The organism is Citrobacter sp. UYEF32 (assembly GCF_040546205.1).
Lineage (GTDB): Bacteria > Pseudomonadota > Gammaproteobacteria > Enterobacterales > Enterobacteriaceae > Phytobacter > Phytobacter diazotrophicus.
The window spans coordinates 671,638-686,279 of the sequence record NZ_JBEPNI010000002.1 but is presented as its reverse complement, the minus strand read 5'-3'; the positions used below and the strand labels follow the sequence as shown (position 1 = coordinate 686,279).

General features: G+C 55.8%; 13 protein-coding genes. 7 read left to right on the top strand and 6 right to left on the bottom strand.

Annotated features, from left to right (window positions below; all coding sequences use genetic code 11):
* Positions 1–19: 19 nt before the first annotated feature.
* The 4 genes from phnC (at position 20) to phnE (ABIB59_RS07675) (ending at position 3,676) form a co-directional block, all read left to right on the top strand.
* Positions 20–862, top strand: coding sequence for a phosphonate ABC transporter ATP-binding protein (gene phnC, locus ABIB59_RS07690; RefSeq protein WP_354034803.1), 843 nt, complete (start codon positions 20–22; stop codon positions 860–862).
* Between the two features lie 35 nt (positions 863–897).
* Positions 898–1,839 (top strand): phosphonate ABC transporter substrate-binding protein, encoded by a 942-nt coding sequence (phnD, locus tag ABIB59_RS07685; RefSeq protein ID WP_107224548.1) that lies wholly within the window; start codon positions 898–900, stop codon positions 1,837–1,839.
* 89 nt (positions 1,840–1,928) lie between these two features.
* Positions 1,929–2,798: a phosphonate ABC transporter, permease protein PhnE gene (gene phnE / locus ABIB59_RS07680; RefSeq protein WP_354034801.1), complete on the top strand. Its 870-nt coding sequence runs from the start codon at positions 1,929–1,931 to the stop codon at positions 2,796–2,798.
* A complete protein-coding gene (gene phnE / locus ABIB59_RS07675; RefSeq protein WP_354034799.1) occupies positions 2,795–3,676 on the top strand; it encodes a phosphonate ABC transporter, permease protein PhnE in 882 nt (293 codons plus the stop codon). Before phnE (ABIB59_RS07680) ends, phnE (ABIB59_RS07675) begins: the two co-directional genes overlap by 4 nt.
* Before the next feature lie 4 nt (positions 3,677–3,680).
* Here the strand turns inward: phnE (ABIB59_RS07675) and ABIB59_RS07670 are convergent, their stop codons facing one another.
* Entirely contained in the window at positions 3,681–4,346 is a 666-nt protein-coding gene (locus ABIB59_RS07670; protein ID WP_071196119.1) for an HAD family hydrolase, read from the bottom strand.
* A 319-nt stretch (positions 4,347–4,665) separates the two neighbouring features.
* Here ABIB59_RS07670 and katG point away from each other — a divergent pair, with 319 nt between their 5' ends.
* Positions 4,666–6,849 (top strand): catalase/peroxidase HPI, encoded by a 2,184-nt coding sequence (katG, locus tag ABIB59_RS07665; protein ID WP_039079410.1) that lies wholly within the window; start codon positions 4,666–4,668, stop codon positions 6,847–6,849.
* Positions 6,850–6,881: 32 nt separating this feature from the next.
* On the opposite strand, the gene ABIB59_RS07660 is transcribed toward katG, so the two are convergent.
* The 5 genes from ABIB59_RS07660 to ABIB59_RS07640 form a co-directional block, all read right to left on the bottom strand.
* Positions 6,882–7,661, bottom strand: coding sequence for a heme ABC transporter ATP-binding protein (locus ABIB59_RS07660; RefSeq protein WP_165158813.1), 780 nt, complete (start codon positions 7,659–7,661; stop codon positions 6,882–6,884).
* The gene (locus tag ABIB59_RS07655) at positions 7,654–8,646 is read right to left on the bottom strand and encodes a FecCD family ABC transporter permease (protein WP_110294819.1); all 993 of its coding nucleotides are present in this window, start codon (positions 8,644–8,646) and stop codon (positions 7,654–7,656) included. The genes ABIB59_RS07660 and ABIB59_RS07655 overlap by 8 nt, the downstream gene beginning before the upstream one ends.
* Positions 8,646–9,464 carry a heme/hemin ABC transporter substrate-binding protein gene (locus ABIB59_RS07650; RefSeq protein WP_354034796.1) on the bottom strand — a complete coding sequence of 273 codons (819 nt, stop codon included), beginning with the start codon at positions 9,462–9,464 and terminating at the stop codon, positions 8,646–8,648. The genes ABIB59_RS07655 and ABIB59_RS07650 overlap by 1 nt, the downstream gene beginning before the upstream one ends.
* Positions 9,461–10,513 carry a hemin-degrading factor gene (locus tag ABIB59_RS07645; protein ID WP_354034794.1) on the bottom strand — a complete coding sequence of 351 codons (1,053 nt, stop codon included), beginning with the start codon at positions 10,511–10,513 and terminating at the stop codon, positions 9,461–9,463. Before ABIB59_RS07645 ends, ABIB59_RS07650 begins: the two co-directional genes overlap by 4 nt.
* A gap of 69 nt (positions 10,514–10,582) precedes the next feature.
* Entirely contained in the window at positions 10,583–12,955 is a 2,373-nt protein-coding gene (locus ABIB59_RS07640; RefSeq protein ID WP_354034792.1) for a TonB-dependent receptor domain-containing protein, read from the bottom strand.
* Between the two features lie 223 nt (positions 12,956–13,178).
* Between ABIB59_RS07640 and ABIB59_RS07635 the strand changes: the two genes are divergently transcribed.
* Entirely contained in the window at positions 13,179–13,466 is a 288-nt protein-coding gene (locus ABIB59_RS07635; protein WP_108702334.1) for an Rdx family protein, read from the top strand.
* A gap of 297 nt (positions 13,467–13,763) precedes the next feature.
* Positions 13,764–14,447: a helix-turn-helix transcriptional regulator gene (locus tag ABIB59_RS07630; protein ID WP_108701498.1), complete on the top strand. Its 684-nt coding sequence runs from the start codon at positions 13,764–13,766 to the stop codon at positions 14,445–14,447.
* The last annotated feature ends 195 nt before the right edge of the window (positions 14,448–14,642 follow it).

The window sequence follows — 14,642 nt, the reverse complement described above, 5'->3', positions numbered from 1 at the left end:
TGAAAAATCTGGATGACACATGAACAGCGCACTGGCAGAACACCCGGAAACCCTGGAGCCCTCGTCGCACCACTTGTACAGCGCCCCGCTGCATAAGGTGCTGAGCGTCAAAAACGTAAGCAAATCCTACAACAGCCATCAGACTGTGTTGCAGGACATCAGCTTTGACCTGCACAGCGGTGAGATGGTCGGCGTGATTGGCCGCTCCGGCGCCGGTAAATCCACCCTGCTGCATGTGCTCAACGGAACGCATAGCGCGACATCCGGTGAGATCCTGAGTTTCCCCGATGTCGGTCTACCGCGCGACGTTTCTCGCCTTGAAGGCCGTGAGCTGAGCCAGTGGCGCAGCCAGTGCGGGATGATTTTTCAGGACTTTTGCCTGGTGCCGCGTCTCGACGTGCTGACCAACGTACTGCTGGGCAGGCTTAGCCAGACCTCAAGCTTTAAGTCGTTGTTCAAAGTCTTTACAGCCGAAGATCGCGCAAAAGCTATTGCACTGCTGGAGTGGCTCAACATGCTGCCGCACGCGCTGCAACGTGCGGAAACCCTCTCCGGCGGTCAGATGCAGCGCGTGGCAATTTGTCGGGCGTTAATTCAAAACCCCTCGATTTTACTGGCGGATGAACCCGTCGCCTCGCTGGATCCCAAAAATACGCAGCGCATTATGCGCGTGTTACGAGAAGTGAGTGAGCAAGGCATCAGCGTGATGGTAAACCTGCATTCCGTGGAACTGGTAAAGGAATACTGCACGCGCGTTATCGGTGTTGCACAGGGACGGATTGTTTTTGACGCCTCCCCTTCTGCGCTGACACAGGATGTTTTGCACACGCTTTATGGTGATGAAATAAGTCAACTGCATTAATTCTTCCTTCAATTGAGACGACACAGGCAATGACAATGAAAAAGCATATTTCAGGCGCATTACGTTTATCGGCATTGATGACAGGTCTTCTGCTGGCGTGGCAGGTGAACGCGGCTGAACAACCGAAGGAATTAAATCTGGGTATCCTCGGCGGGCAGAACGCCACCCAGCAAATTGGCGATAACCAGTGCGTAAAAGACTTTCTGGACAAGGAACTGAGCGTCGACACTAAATTGCGTAACTCGTCTGACTACTCTGGCGTTATTCAGGGCTTGTTGGGCGGCAAAGTCGACGTGGTGCTGAGCATGTCGCCTGCATCGTATGCCTCCGTCTATATCAACAACCCGAAAGCGGTGGATATTGTGGGCCTCGCCGTGGACGATAAAGACCAGTCGCGCGGCTATTATTCTGTGGTTATCGTCAAAGCAGACAGCCCGTATAAGAAACTGGAAGATCTGAAAGGCAAACCGTTCGGCTTCGCTGATCCGGATTCCACCTCTGGCTTCCTGATCCCGAACCAGACGTTCAAACAGCAGTTCGGCGGCACTGCCGACAACAAATACAACAACTTCTTCTCCAGCGTCACCTTCTCCGGCGGCCACGAGCAGGACATTCTGGGTGTACTGAACAATCAGTTCGCGGGCGCAGTAACCTGGACTTCCATGGTCGGCGATTATAACTCCGGCTACAGCGTGGGCGCGTTTAACCGCCTGATTCGCATGGATCATCCGGATCTGATGAAACAGATCCGCATTATCTGGAAATCACCGCTGATCCCGAACGGCCCTATTCTGGTGAGCAATAGCCTGCCGGCTGATTTTAAAGCCAAAGTGGTCACCGCCATCAAAAAACTGGATACCGACGACCATGCCTGTTTCGTCAAGGCGATGGGCGGCACCCAGCATATCGGTCCTGGCAGCGTGGAAGATTACAAACAGATTATCGATATGAAACGTGAGCTGGTGACCGCACGTTAATTCGCCCTCACGTGCGTTAAAAAAATAGCCCCTGGCTGAACGCCCGGGGCTTTTGTTCGAGTGTTGTCTCCGCCTGAGACCGGTTAGCCATGAACACGAATATGTCGTTTGAGCAGTATTACCAGAACATCCGAATGCGCCAGAAACGTGACACGGTCGCCTGGTCGCTTGTCTTACTCGTACTCTATTTTACTGCCGGAAACGCAGCGGAATTTAACCTGAACACCATCTGGCATTCACTGCCGAATTTCTTCGACTACATGCGGGAGACCATGCCGACACTGCATGTATCCACGCTCTTTGCCGACAGCCATACAAAGGGGTCGCTGGCCTATTGGGGCTATCGCCTGCCTATCCAGTTGCCGCTTATCTGGGAAACCCTGCAACTGGCGCTGGCAGCCTCGCTGGTATCGTTTGTCCTGGCAACGGTATTCGCTTTTTTGGCGGCAGGTAACACCTGGTCGCCGCCGCTGGTCCGTTTTGGTATCCGTGCGCTGGTGGCATTTTTACGTACCATGCCGGAACTGGCGTGGGCGGTTATCTTTGTGATGGCCTTTGGCATTGGCGCGATCCCCGGTTTTCTGGCGCTCATGCTGCATACCGTTGGTAGTCTGACCAAGCTCTTCTACGAAGCGATTGAAAGCGCTAATGACCGCCCCGTGCGCGGTCTGGCCGCCTGTGGCGCGAGCCATTTTCAGCGCGTCCGCTTCGCCCTGTGGCCACAGGTGAAGCCCCTTTTTCTCTCCTATGGGTTTATGCGCCTTGAGATCAACTTCCGCTCCTCCACCATTCTGGGGCTGGTGGGCGCTGGCGGCATCGGCCAGGAGTTGATGACCAATATCAAACTTGACCGCTACGATCAGGTCAGTATCACGCTACTGCTGATTATTGTCGTCGTTGCGGCACTGGATACCCTGTCTGGCCGTCTGCGCCAGTGGGTGCTGGAGGGTGGAAAATGAGTCACTGGCAGGCCGCACCCGATGTGGCATTAAGTCGTCAGCAACATAAGACGTTATTTCAGGCGCAGGGGCGTTATTTGCGCCATCTTGGTCTGATTGCCCTGGCGGGGTTGCTCTATTACGTCTGGTTTTTTGCCCGGTTCGGCATTCCCGCCGATCAGGCACTCAACGGCATCACGCAAATTGGCCGTTACATCCTGCGTATGTTTGTCTGGCATGACTTTATGCACTGGCCGTTTCGCTACTACTTCACCCAAATTGCCATGACGCTCGCCATCGTCTTTGCCGGGACCCTGACCGCCACCCTTATCGCGCTGCTGCTCTCCTTCTTTGCCGCACGTAATATTATGAAAGGCGGTATCGCCGGAGTGGTGGCGTTTTTGATGCGTCGTCTGTTCGATATGTTGCGCGGTGTTGATATGGCTATTTGGGGGCTTATCTTTGTCAGGGCCGTGGGGCTTGGGCCACTGGCCGGGGTGCTGGCGATCATCATGCAGGACACCGGATTGCTGGGGCGTCTGTATGCGGAAAACCACGAGGCGGTGGACCGCTCACCGGCTCGCGGGCTGACGGCTGTCGGTGCCAGCGGTCTGCAAAAACACCGCTTTAGTACCTTTACCCAGTCCTTCCCCACGTTTCTGTCGCTCAGCCTCTACCAGATTGAATCGAATACCCGGTCAGCGGCGGTGCTGGGCTTTGTCGGCGCGGGCGGGATCGGCCTGATTTACGCCGAAAACATGCGCCTGTGGAACTGGGATGTGGTGATGTTTATCACCCTGATTCTGGTGGCGATCGTGATGGCGATGGATGCGGCGTCCGCCTGGCTGCGACGCCGCTATATCACCGGAAAGCCGGTTCCGCTTTATAAAGCGCCGTAGCGGTTTAGTCCAGACGCCAGTTCAGCACCGGCCAACGGTGCTGTTCTCCCTGGGCGGCGAGCTGTGAACAGGGATTGACCAGAAAAACCTCGTCGGCACGCAGACACAGGGGCAGATCATTAATTGAATCGGTGTAAAACGTCAGCGGACCATTGGCTTGCGGATGCGCGTCGAGCCAGTGGTGAAGGCAGGTGATTTTGCCCTCCTGATAGCTCGGGGTGCCGTCAATGATGTCGGTATAGCGGTCGTTATCCATTTTAACCTCAATACCAATGGCGTGCCGGATACCCAGCACAGGCGCGATTGCCTTCACCAGCAGGCTGACGGAAGCCGAGATAATCAGCATCGGCTGATGTTGCGCCTGTAATAACTGGATAAGCGCGAGCGCCTGCGGGTAAATACGCGGACGGATGTCGGTTTGCACACAGCGCGCCACCAGTTGGTCAACGTCATCACGGCTGAGTCCGATGAGCGGAGAGAGGATCAGCGCAACGTATTCCTGCAAATCCATCTCCCCTCGTGCGTAATCGAGCATCAGGCGTTCTTCATGCAGCAAATATTCCGGGTCGCTGACATACCCTTCGCGGACCAGAAAACGGCTAAAGATGGTGCTGCTGTCGCCATCTATCAGCGTGTTGTCCAGATCGAATACGTAAAGCGGTTGCGACATTGTGGCTTCCTTTTTATCCGTTTTGGACGCACAGACTGACAAAAATATATGACATCACGATGTTGAGCGGTGCATTTTTTATGCATTGAAAAATGGCGATTTTACAAAAACAGGCACACGCTTGTGATCGGGGCAATACCGCTTTGTACCCGTCTTGATCAATGATGAGTCAATAAGAGCCGTTTTTATTTTAATTCCCCACAAACGGTGTTGCTTATAAGAAAGGAATTGGCTATCAAATCTGTAGATTCATTCAAATACCTCTAACTGGAAGCAGTGTATATCGTAACGAGACTCACTAGTGCAAATGGAGCCAGATATGAGCATGTCAGAAGATACGTCCCCGGAATCCTCCGCAGGCAAATGCCCTTTTCATGAAGGCGGCGCAAAACCCGCGAAGAAAAGCAGTGTCACCACCAACCGTGACTGGTGGCCAGAGCAATTGCGCGTGGACCTGCTTAATCAACATTCCAACCGTTCCAATCCTTTAGGCGAAAGCTTCAATTATCGTGAAGAGTTTAAAAAACTCGATTACTCCGCGCTAAAAGCCGATATCAGAAAAGTGCTGACCGACTCTCAGGAGTGGTGGCCTGCTGACTGGGGTAGTTATATCGGGCTGTTCATTCGTATGGCCTGGCACAGTGCCGGGACCTATCGCACTATCGACGGACGCGGCGGTTCAGGCCGCGGGCAGCAGCGTTTCGCTCCGCTCAACTCCTGGCCGGATAACGTGAGTCTCGACAAAGCACGCCGCCTGCTGTGGCCAGTGAAACAAAAATATGGGCAGAAGATCTCCTGGGGTGATTTGATCATCCTCGCCGGTAACGTGGCGCTGGAAAACTCAGGCTTTCGCACCTTCGGTTTTGGCGCTGGTCGCGAAGATGTCTGGGAGCCGGACCTCGACGTAAACTGGGGTAATGAAAAAAACTGGCTTGAGCACCGTCATCCAGAAAGCCTTGCCCAACAGGCCATCGGCGCCACCGAAATGGGGTTAATTTACGTCAACCCGGAAGGTCCGAACGCCAGCGGTGAACCCACTTCCGCCGGAGCGGCCATCCGTGCGACCTTTGGCAACATGGGTATGAACGATGAAGAGATTGTCGCCCTGATTGCCGGTGGGCATACGCTGGGGAAAACCCACGGTGCGGCCTCAGCCGACCATGTGGGCGCCGAGCCGGAAGCGGCGTCTATTGAAGCTCAGGGCTTAGGCTGGCAAAGCAGCTATGGCAGCGGTGCGGGTGCCGACGCCATTACCTCGGGCCTTGAAGTGGTCTGGACGCAAACCCCTACCCAGTGGAGCAACTACTTCTTCGAGAACCTCTTCAAATACGAGTGGGTACAGACCCGCAGCCCGGCCGGGGCGATTCAGTTTGAAGCGAAAGATGCGCCGGACATCATTCCTGACCCGTTCCACCCGGAGAAAAAACGCAAACCGACCATGCTGGTGACGGACCTGACGCTGCGTTTCGACCCGGATTTCGAGAAAATTTCCCGCCGCTTCCTGAACGATCCGCAGGCCTTTAATGAGGCCTTCGCCCGCGCCTGGTTCAAACTGACCCACCGCGATATGGGGCCAAAATCCCGCTACATTGGCCCGGAAGTGCCGAGCGAAGATCTGATTTGGCAGGATCCGCTGCCTGCCGCCATCCACCAACCGAGCGATCTGGACATTGCCAGCCTGAAAACGGCGATTGCCGAATCGGGTCTGTCGGTGAGCGAGCTGGTCTCCGTAGCCTGGGCGTCTGCGTCCACCTTCCGTGGCGGTGATAAACGCGGTGGCGCCAACGGCGCGCGTCTGGCGTTAGCGCCACAAAAAGACTGGGAAGTGAATGCGACGGCGGTCAAAGTACTGCCAGTACTGCAAGAGATTCAGCAGGCGTCCGGTAAAGCGTCGCTGGCCGACATCATCGTGCTGGCAGGCGGCGTGGGTATTGAGCTTGCGGCTGCCGATGCTGGCGTGAAAATCAGCGTGCCGTTCACACCGGGCCGCGTTGATGCCCGTCAGGATCAGACCGACGTTGAGTCGTTCAAATGGATGGAGCCGCTGGCCGATGGGTTCCGCAACTATCGCCGCGTGGCAGATGAGATGCCGACCGAAACGCTGCTGATTGATAAAGCCCAGCAGTTGACGCTGACCGCGCCGGAGATGACTGTTCTGGTCGGTGGCCTGCGTGCGCTGGGTGCCAACTACGACGGCAGCCGGCATGGCGTCTTCACCGACCGCGTTGGCGTGCTCAGCACCGATTTCTTCGTGAATCTGCTGGATATGCGCACCGCGTGGAAACCGGTTGATGAGAAAGCGGAGCTGTTTGAAGGCCGCGACCGGGCCAGCGGCGAAGTGAAATATACCGCTACCCGTGCCGATCTGATCTTTGGTTCTAACTCGATTCTGCGTGCGCTTGCCGAGGTGTACGCCAGCGACGATGCCAAAGAGAAGTTTGTCGCTGATTTCGTTGCCGCATGGACGAAGGTGATGAATCTCGACCGTTTCGATCTGCAATAACCGACAACCCGGCGAGACCTCTCGCCGGGTGTTTATTCGCTTAAAAAGAGATACGGTTTTTCACTGTGTGGGTGCTGCTCCACCCGCACATCCGCCTGATACCATTTTTCGATGATCGATTTCTGAATAACCGTCTGCGGCGTGCCCTGCGCCACCAGTTTTCCCTGATGTAAGAGCAAAATTCGGTCTGCCCACAGCGCCGCCAGGTTCAGGTCGTGAAGCACCGTACAAACGTGCAGTTTTCCGCGCCGGGTCAGGCTTTTCATCAGGCGCAGTAGCTGCTGCTGATGGTAGAGATCTAACGCTGAGGTAGGCTCATCAAGAAACAGCCAACCCTGCGGGCCATCATCCTGCCAGAGCTGCGCCAGACTGCGTGCCAGTTGAACGCGCTGCTGCTCGCCGCCGGAGAGCGTGCTATAGCGGCGACCCGCCAGTTCGCAACAACCGGTCAGCGCCATCACGCTGCGCACAATCTCACTTTCTTTGCCCGGTCCCCAGGGCGCGCGCCCCATGGCGATAATGCCCTCAACCGGCCAGTCAAATTGCATTCGGGTTTGTTGCAGCATCACCGCCCGGTGGCGGGAGAGCACCTCGGGCGGCCAGTCGTGTAGCGGGCGGCCATCCAGACAACACAGCCCCTCTTTGGCCTTTAAAAACCCGGTCAGCAGGCGCAGCAGTGTCGATTTCCCCGCGCCATTAGGGCCAATCAGCGCCACCAGTTCCCCTGCTTCGAGGGTGACAGAGACATCGTTAATCAACTGGCGCGCGCCCACCCAGAGGTTGAGGTGCTCAGCCGTTAAAGACTTAACCATGGGTCGCCCTCCCCTGACGGAAGATAAGCCACAGGAACCAGGGCGCGCCCAGTACACTGGTGAGCAGCCCCACCGGCATTTCCGCAGGCGCCACCACGGTGCGCGCAATCGTGTCGGCAATCAGTAACAGTATCGCCCCGGCCAGCACCGAACCGGGCACCAGCGCCCGATGGTCCGCCCCCAGCCACAGGCGCATCAGGTGCGGCACCACCAGGCCAATAAAGCTGATAATGCCGCTGATGGCAACGCTGGCCGCCACCAGCAGTGCGCTGCACAGCAGCAACAACCGCTGCAGCATGGGCACGTTCACGCCGAGGTAATGCGCTTCTTCATCGCCCAGTTGCAGCAGGTTGAGCTGCCCGGCCACGCGCCAGACCACGACGGCGGAGGGCACCATCAGCGTAGCGGCGACGGCAAGCGTTGACCACTGCGCCTGCCCAAGCCCCCCCATCCCCCACAAAGAGAGCTGGCGCAACTGGGCATCATTACTGATCCACGACAGCACACCCACCAGCGCGCCGCACAGGGCGTTAATGGCAATCCCTACCAGTAACAGTCGTGAGAGCGAACTGTCTCGGGTTTTGCTGAGGATGAAAATCACCATCATCACTCCGACGCTACCGAGAAACGCCGCCAGCATCGGGGCATACAGGGCCACCAGAGCAGGCACCGTCAACGGCAGCACCAGCCAGCAGGCTACCGCCAGCGCCGCACCACTGCTGACACCCAGCAGGCCTGGGTCTGCCAGTGGATTACGAAACAGCCCCTGCATCACGCAGCCGGAAAGCGCCAGCGATGCGCCTACAACCAGCGCCAGCAGCACGCGCGGCAAACGGATAGTCAGCCAAATCTGGCGCAACGCTTCATCACCGCTGTGCCAGAGGCTGGCAAGCGGGAGCTGCATCGCCCCCACCGTGCTGGCCATCAGCGTTAGCCCGGCCAGCAGCACCGTCAGCCCCCAGAGATAGCGGGTCACAGGGCGCATTACGGCAGTTGCTCCGCTTTGTCACGCAGCACTTTCAGCGCCTGTGGGGTGCGAACGCCAAAACCGAGTAGCGCGATATCGTCCACGATCAGCAGTTGCTTAGTGCGCCCGGCAGGTGTTTGTGCAAGACCGGGCAGTTTCCACAGGTTCTCTTCGCCGCCCATGCTTTTGACGCCGTCGGCGGAAATCACCACCAGGTCAGGTTTGCTGGCAATCACCCCTTCTTGCGAGAGGTTGCGATAGTGGCTAAAGCCCTGCATCGCATTGATTAAACCCGCGGCGCGAATCGCCCCGTCGGCAGCGGTCTCCTGCCCTGCGACCATCGACCCCATCCCGCCGTGGCTGAGGATAAACAGCACGCGTTTGTTAAGCGGTTGCGTCGGCAACGCGGCGATTTCGGCATCCAGTTTTTTGCGCAGTTCGGTCCCTTGTGCGGTTTTCCCGATGGCGGCGGCGACAGCGTCCACTTTCTTATCAATGGCCGCCACGTCATAACCGCCCGGAACGTTGACCAGCTTCACGTTGTTCTCTTCCACTTTTTTCAGCACCAGCGAGGGCTGCGCCTGGGCGCTTGCCAGTACAAGGGTCGGGCGCAGCGAGAGGATGCCTTCGGCATTCAACTGGCGCACATAGCCCACGTCGGGAAGCTTTTGCACCTCGCCAGGCCAGGTGCTGGTGCTGTCGCGCGCGACCATCTGCGGCCCCGCCCCCAGCGCCCAGGCAATTTCGCTGACATCACCGCCAAGCGTGATAATCCGTTCGGCGGCGGCGCTGGCCATCAGCGGCAGTGCCGCCAGCAGCAGGACGAGTTTTTTCATGCCGCTTTTCCTTTCTCTGCCAGCGCGTCAATCTGTGAGCGCCACTGGATCTGTTCCGGCTGGCCTTCGCTGCGCTGGCCGTACAACTGGGCGATTTGCGTGCCATCGGCGGCAAACAGCTCAAGACTGGTGACATGCCCGTCGGCGGTCGGCTTGCGGGTGATCCAACTTTCGGCAATGGTCTCCTCGCGCAGATGCAGGGTGAAGGCCGGGTTGAAGATGTTGAGCCAGCCTTTCATCGGCGTCACCTTTTCCAGCGCGCCGGTAAAGATCTGCACGCAGCCACGGTTGCCCACGAAAATCATGATTTCGTTGCCCTCCCGCAGCACGGTATTGAGCAGTTGCGACAGCGCATCGTTACCCACCCGCATAGCGAGATCATCCCTGACCAGCCGAAAGGCCTGCTGGCGGGAAATATTGTGTTGTTTCAACAGGCCAAAGAACTGATGCACATCGGTCATTGCGCGCCAGGCTTTGTCCAGCGTCGCGCCGTCGGCATCCTGCGCGTAGTCAGGTGCGTCGATGGGTTGCAGCGTTAACGGCTGTACTTGCGGGGCGCTAAAGCGGGCAACCACCTCACCCCACGCAGCGCGATCGGTCTGTTCCGTGGCGTACACCTTGAGCACCGCGTCCCCCTGATGATCAAAGAACTGTATGCTCTGGCGTTCACCGTGCGCACTTGCTTCACGCACAAAAAAGGCGCTGGCCCACTGGCTGATAAACAGGCGCAAATCCAGCGCCCGTGGGTTCAGTACCAGACCGGCACGCTCACTGATATGCAGGTTGGTAAAACTGCCCAGATGTTCATGAACCGCATAGTCATTGCGACAAATGCACTTCGTTTCCCCTACCAACTCGAGTGCGCTCAGGATCGCGCGTGCGTCATTGATCAGCGCGGTGGCGTCATGTCCTGTGCGGGCGTGCGTGAGTTCCGCTTCGCTTACCCCCAGTTCGCTGGCAATGTCGCGCGCGTATTTGCCCGGCGTCGCGGTTTTGATCTCCTGATACTGCTGCCAGAGTGCGGCGTAATCTTGCGATGAATGGGTCATGGGTGTGCTTCCTTTATGAGATTAAACCTCCGGCGCACAGGCCGGAGGGCAGGTTAAATGGAACAAAAATCAGAAATCGACGTTCACGCCCAGTTGCCATGTACGGCCAGGCATGACGGCCAGCGCTTTGTCGTAAGCATCCTGATTGGTGGTCTCCTCCTGGGTACGGCTGTTCAGGTAATCCCAGTATTTGCGATCGGTGATGTTATAAACGCCGCCGTGCAGTTTGACGTTCTTCGCCACCTGCCAGTACGCGGTCCAGTCCAGCAGGCCGTAGCCCGGCACGCGCATGTATTCGGCGCTGGATTCGCCAAGGGACGAACCGGTATTGCTGTAGGATTCACGGGTGGTCGCGGTGGCCTGCTTGCCTTTGACGAAGGTGGCGGTCAGCGCGGTGCCATACCGTTTTGCCGGGTCATCCCAGGCCACGCCTGCAATGGCTTTCATCGGTGCGACGCTATCAAGGTCGATGTATTTGTCGCCCATATAGCTCGATTTCGACTGGCCCTGCGTATAGCCGTACGCCAGGGTCGCGCTCAGGCCATTAACCTCTTCAAACCAGGTGCCGAAGTTAAATTTAGTGCTGATTTCACCGCCATAGATAAAGGCTTTATCGCGGTTTTCCGCCTGATAAATGGTGTAAATGTTGGACGGCACGCGGGTGAACTTGTCCGGGTTGCCGGTACGGGTGTAACGCGTATAGGCGATAAAGCTCTTGTAACTGTTGTAGAACAGCGCGGTGCGCAGGGTAATGCCTTCCATCACCTCACCTTTCATCCCCCATTCGAGATTATCGCTGGTTTCGGTTTTAAGGTCGGTATTACCCACCAGCGCATACTGCCCGCGCCCTGCATAGTTTGAGCCCAGATTCCAGGAGCCGTACAACTGGCTGGCGTTGGGGAATTCCGCCCCGCGTTTGTATTGCAGGTAGGTCATCAGGCGCGGCGTCAGATCGTACTGGAGGGTCAGCGATGGCAGCCACTGGGTGTCTGAGTTTTTGCCATACAGCGTGGACACGTCAGACTCATCCAGCACCGTGCTGTTGCTGGTCAGACTGGCGAGGTTGTCCGGCTTCATTGACTGATGCACAACGCGCACGCCGGGGATAATCGCAAAGTTACGATCGGCAAGGTCGAAATTAATCTGATCCTGGGCGAACGCCCCCAGCGTGTAGCCACGGCTATCGGCTTCCGGCTGCATAATCTCGCTAAACACACTCGGTATTGGCGACTGGCTGAACGGACGCTGTGTTTTGGTGGTGCTGGCGTTGAAACCGGCGCTTAAATCGTGGCGCCCGAGGGTTTTCGTCAGCGCGTTGGTGATGCCCCAGGTATCGGTATCGTAGTTTGAATTTACCGTCTCCATCGACAGCGTGGTGCTGTCCGGCATGTATGTCCAGTCGTGGGCTTCCGTATGCTGGTAGTAAACTTTGGTGGACATGCTGTCCAGCCAGGCATTCACTGGCGTCCAGTCATCTTTCAGGCTGACACCCCAGCGACGCGTCTGGCTGGTCTGGTTGGCGTTGCCGATAATGGAACTGCCTGCGCTGTTCCACGCATCGTAATGGGTGTGGTTGGTCTTGTGGTAGTAATCCAGCGTACCGGTAAATTTATGTACATCATTCGGCTGCCAGATACCGGAAGCCAGCATCGCATCGGAGTGCCAGTTGGCCGGGTAGGCGTCAATTGTGCCGCTGTTATTACGGGTCTGCTGACCGTCACGACGGCTGTAAACAAAGATGCCGCGCAGGGTTTCATCGCCGCCCGCCGCCGTCAGGCCGTTGTGCCAGCTACGATCCGCTGAATCATAATCCGACTGGTAACCAAAGTAGGTCTGCTTACCCGCGTGCAGGTAATTGTCCGCCGATTTCGGCTGGAACGAGACGTTGCCGCCGATAGAGGTATTGGCGGTTTCGGTGGAGGTGGCGCCAGACTGAATATCAATCCCACCGTACATATAAGGGTCGATATAATCGCGACCAATACCAAAGGTATTCAGGCCGGAGCGGCTGACATAACTACGCCCGGTGGCATCGGGTTGCGCAATACCGTCAACGTCGATACCGACACGGTTACTTTCCAGGCCACGAATGTTGTATCCGGTATAGCCACCACGGTCAAAGCCGCTTTTGCCATTGCCGGAACCCCCGCTTGCGCCGGTGGCGCTAATAAGCGGCTCGTAGCGCATGATTGAACCAAAGTCGTTGGCGCCTTTGTTTTGCAGATCCTCTGCGCTTACCGTATGGCTGCTGCCCGCTTTCAGTACCGGCGCAGGTGCGGTAACAACCATCTCATCGGCATTGTCCTGCCGGGTATCGGTTGCGGTGGTCTGTTTTACGTGAGCATCAGCCGCCACGGCGGAGGTCTGATACAGTGCTGCGAGCAGTGAAGTCACCAGAACGCTCTTGCGAAACGGTGTCCGGGAAAGTTGCGATGTACCCATAATGTTGCAAGCCTTAGAATTTATTAGTATCAGGCCCACCGTTGCTTCCAGTTTTTTTATTGAGCGGGTGCTGTCAGCACAAGACACACTGCACCGCTCTTTATCTTGATCGGAATCATAATGATAACTATTATCAGTTGCAACAACTTCACAATTTCTTCACGCTTTGCGCATTCTTTTGTCTACACTAAGCCAACGTTTACACTTGCTGGTTAACATGATTATGCAAAACAAACCCGCCATCACCTTACAGTACTGCTCCCAGTGCAACTGGATGCTGCGCGCCAGTTGGATGGCGCAAGAACTGCTTCACAGCTTTAGTGCCGACTTAGCTTCCGTCACCCTGATACCGGGTACGGGCGGTATTTTTGTCATTGATATCGACGGAAAGGTTATCTGGGACCGTAAAGTGGATGGCGGTTTTCCGGATGCCGCAGAGCTAAAACGCCGCGTGCGAGATTACTGCTTCCCGGAAAAAGATCTCGGGCATCTGGAAAAGAAAAGCGACTAGCCAACGTAAAATGTGCGAGCAGTTTATATTTGTTGCTCGCGCATAATCGAATAATAGTCAGACAAACAGCGCCCCGCCACCTTAATATCCCTGATCATCATTGCTATTTCACTTCCCAAAGCTACCGCTGCCAATAATTCTGCACAGAGTAAATATTTATTTACCGGATTTAATGCAACATCTTGATTCAAAATACATTATTCTATTAAAGTGATCCGCTTCATATTGTTTAGCGTTCTCTATTAAGCCGTTTCCGATGCCCGATATGATGCAAAAATATACCCAATGGAGATCGCAATGAATAAAGATGAATCAATCAAGGATATTGGCTTATTTACCGACGCAGATATCGAGTGCATGAAATCATTTTCACACCTTGCAGAAATGATCGCAGGCCTGATAGGGCCACACTGCGAAGTGGTGCTGCATTCATTTGAAGATCACAACGCGTCGGTGAATAAAATTATTAATGGCCACCATACCGGCAGAACGATCGGCTCGCCCATTACCGATATGGGACTTAAGACGCTGCAATTGTTTAACAAGACCGGCATCAATAATACGCTGAGCTATTTTACGCGAAATAAAAAAGGCGAGTTGTTTAAATCAGCGACGTCGGTGCTCTTTGGCGAAGAAGGCAAAGCGATTGGGTTATTTTGCGTCAATATCAATCTCTCTGTTCCCTTTCACCAGATGCTCGAAACCCTGATCCCGGACGGTGAGGAACCCATGCCTTTTGCCGAACATTTCGGTGCCAGCCCGCATGAGGTTGTGATGGAAGCGGCAGACAACGTTATCGCCAGCGTACAAAGAGACGTCATGATAACCAGCAAATTCAAAAACAAAGCGGTGGTTAACCAACTGTATAATAATGGCATTTTTGAGCTAAAAGACGCTGTGAAGATTGTCGCCGCCCGTCTTGGCATCACCCGCTACGCCATCTACAAATATCTGCGTGAACGTAAGTCCCGCCAGGCTTAATACCTTTCTTTGCGCGGCCATCATGGCTGCGCCCGGCTCATTTTTCCCTTCACTCCCGCTGCCAGTACCCGTGTACTTTGTGAACGGAAAACCAGGCGCCCCACTCTTTACGGTTCATTTAATTAACTGAAAAACAATGCTTTTACATCACAACACACTCTACCCGTAAAGTAATATTGACGATAATAAGTGGTC

Excerpts from the sequence above, each read along its gene's own strand:
- ABIB59_RS07670 (WP_071196119.1), bottom strand. The coding sequence starts at position 4,346 with ATGTCGCAACCGCTTTACGTATTCGATCTGGACAACACGCTGATAGAT.
- phnE (WP_354034801.1), top strand. The coding sequence starts at position 1,929 with ATGAACACGAATATGTCGTTTGAGCAGTATTACCAGAACATCCGAATG.
- ABIB59_RS07660 (WP_165158813.1), bottom strand. The coding sequence starts at position 7,661 with ATGGTTAAGTCTTTAACGGCTGAGCACCTCAACCTCTGGGTGGGCGCG.
- phnC (WP_354034803.1), top strand. The coding sequence starts at position 20 with ATGAACAGCGCACTGGCAGAACACCCGGAAACCCTGGAGCCCTCGTCG.
- ABIB59_RS07640 (WP_354034792.1), bottom strand. The coding sequence starts at position 12,955 with ATGGGTACATCGCAACTTTCCCGGACACCGTTTCGCAAGAGCGTTCTG.
- ABIB59_RS07650 (WP_354034796.1), bottom strand. The coding sequence starts at position 9,464 with ATGAAAAAACTCGTCCTGCTGCTGGCGGCACTGCCGCTGATGGCCAGC.
- katG (WP_039079410.1), top strand. The coding sequence starts at position 4,666 with ATGAGCATGTCAGAAGATACGTCCCCGGAATCCTCCGCAGGCAAATGC.
- phnD (WP_107224548.1), top strand. The coding sequence starts at position 898 with ATGAAAAAGCATATTTCAGGCGCATTACGTTTATCGGCATTGATGACA.
- phnE (WP_354034799.1), top strand. The coding sequence starts at position 2,795 with ATGAGTCACTGGCAGGCCGCACCCGATGTGGCATTAAGTCGTCAGCAA.
- ABIB59_RS07645 (WP_354034794.1), bottom strand. The coding sequence starts at position 10,513 with ATGACCCATTCATCGCAAGATTACGCCGCACTCTGGCAGCAGTATCAG.
- ABIB59_RS07630 (WP_108701498.1), top strand. The coding sequence starts at position 13,764 with ATGAATAAAGATGAATCAATCAAGGATATTGGCTTATTTACCGACGCA.
- ABIB59_RS07655 (WP_110294819.1), bottom strand. The coding sequence starts at position 8,646 with ATGCGCCCTGTGACCCGCTATCTCTGGGGGCTGACGGTGCTGCTGGCC.
- ABIB59_RS07635 (WP_108702334.1), top strand. The coding sequence starts at position 13,179 with ATGCAAAACAAACCCGCCATCACCTTACAGTACTGCTCCCAGTGCAAC.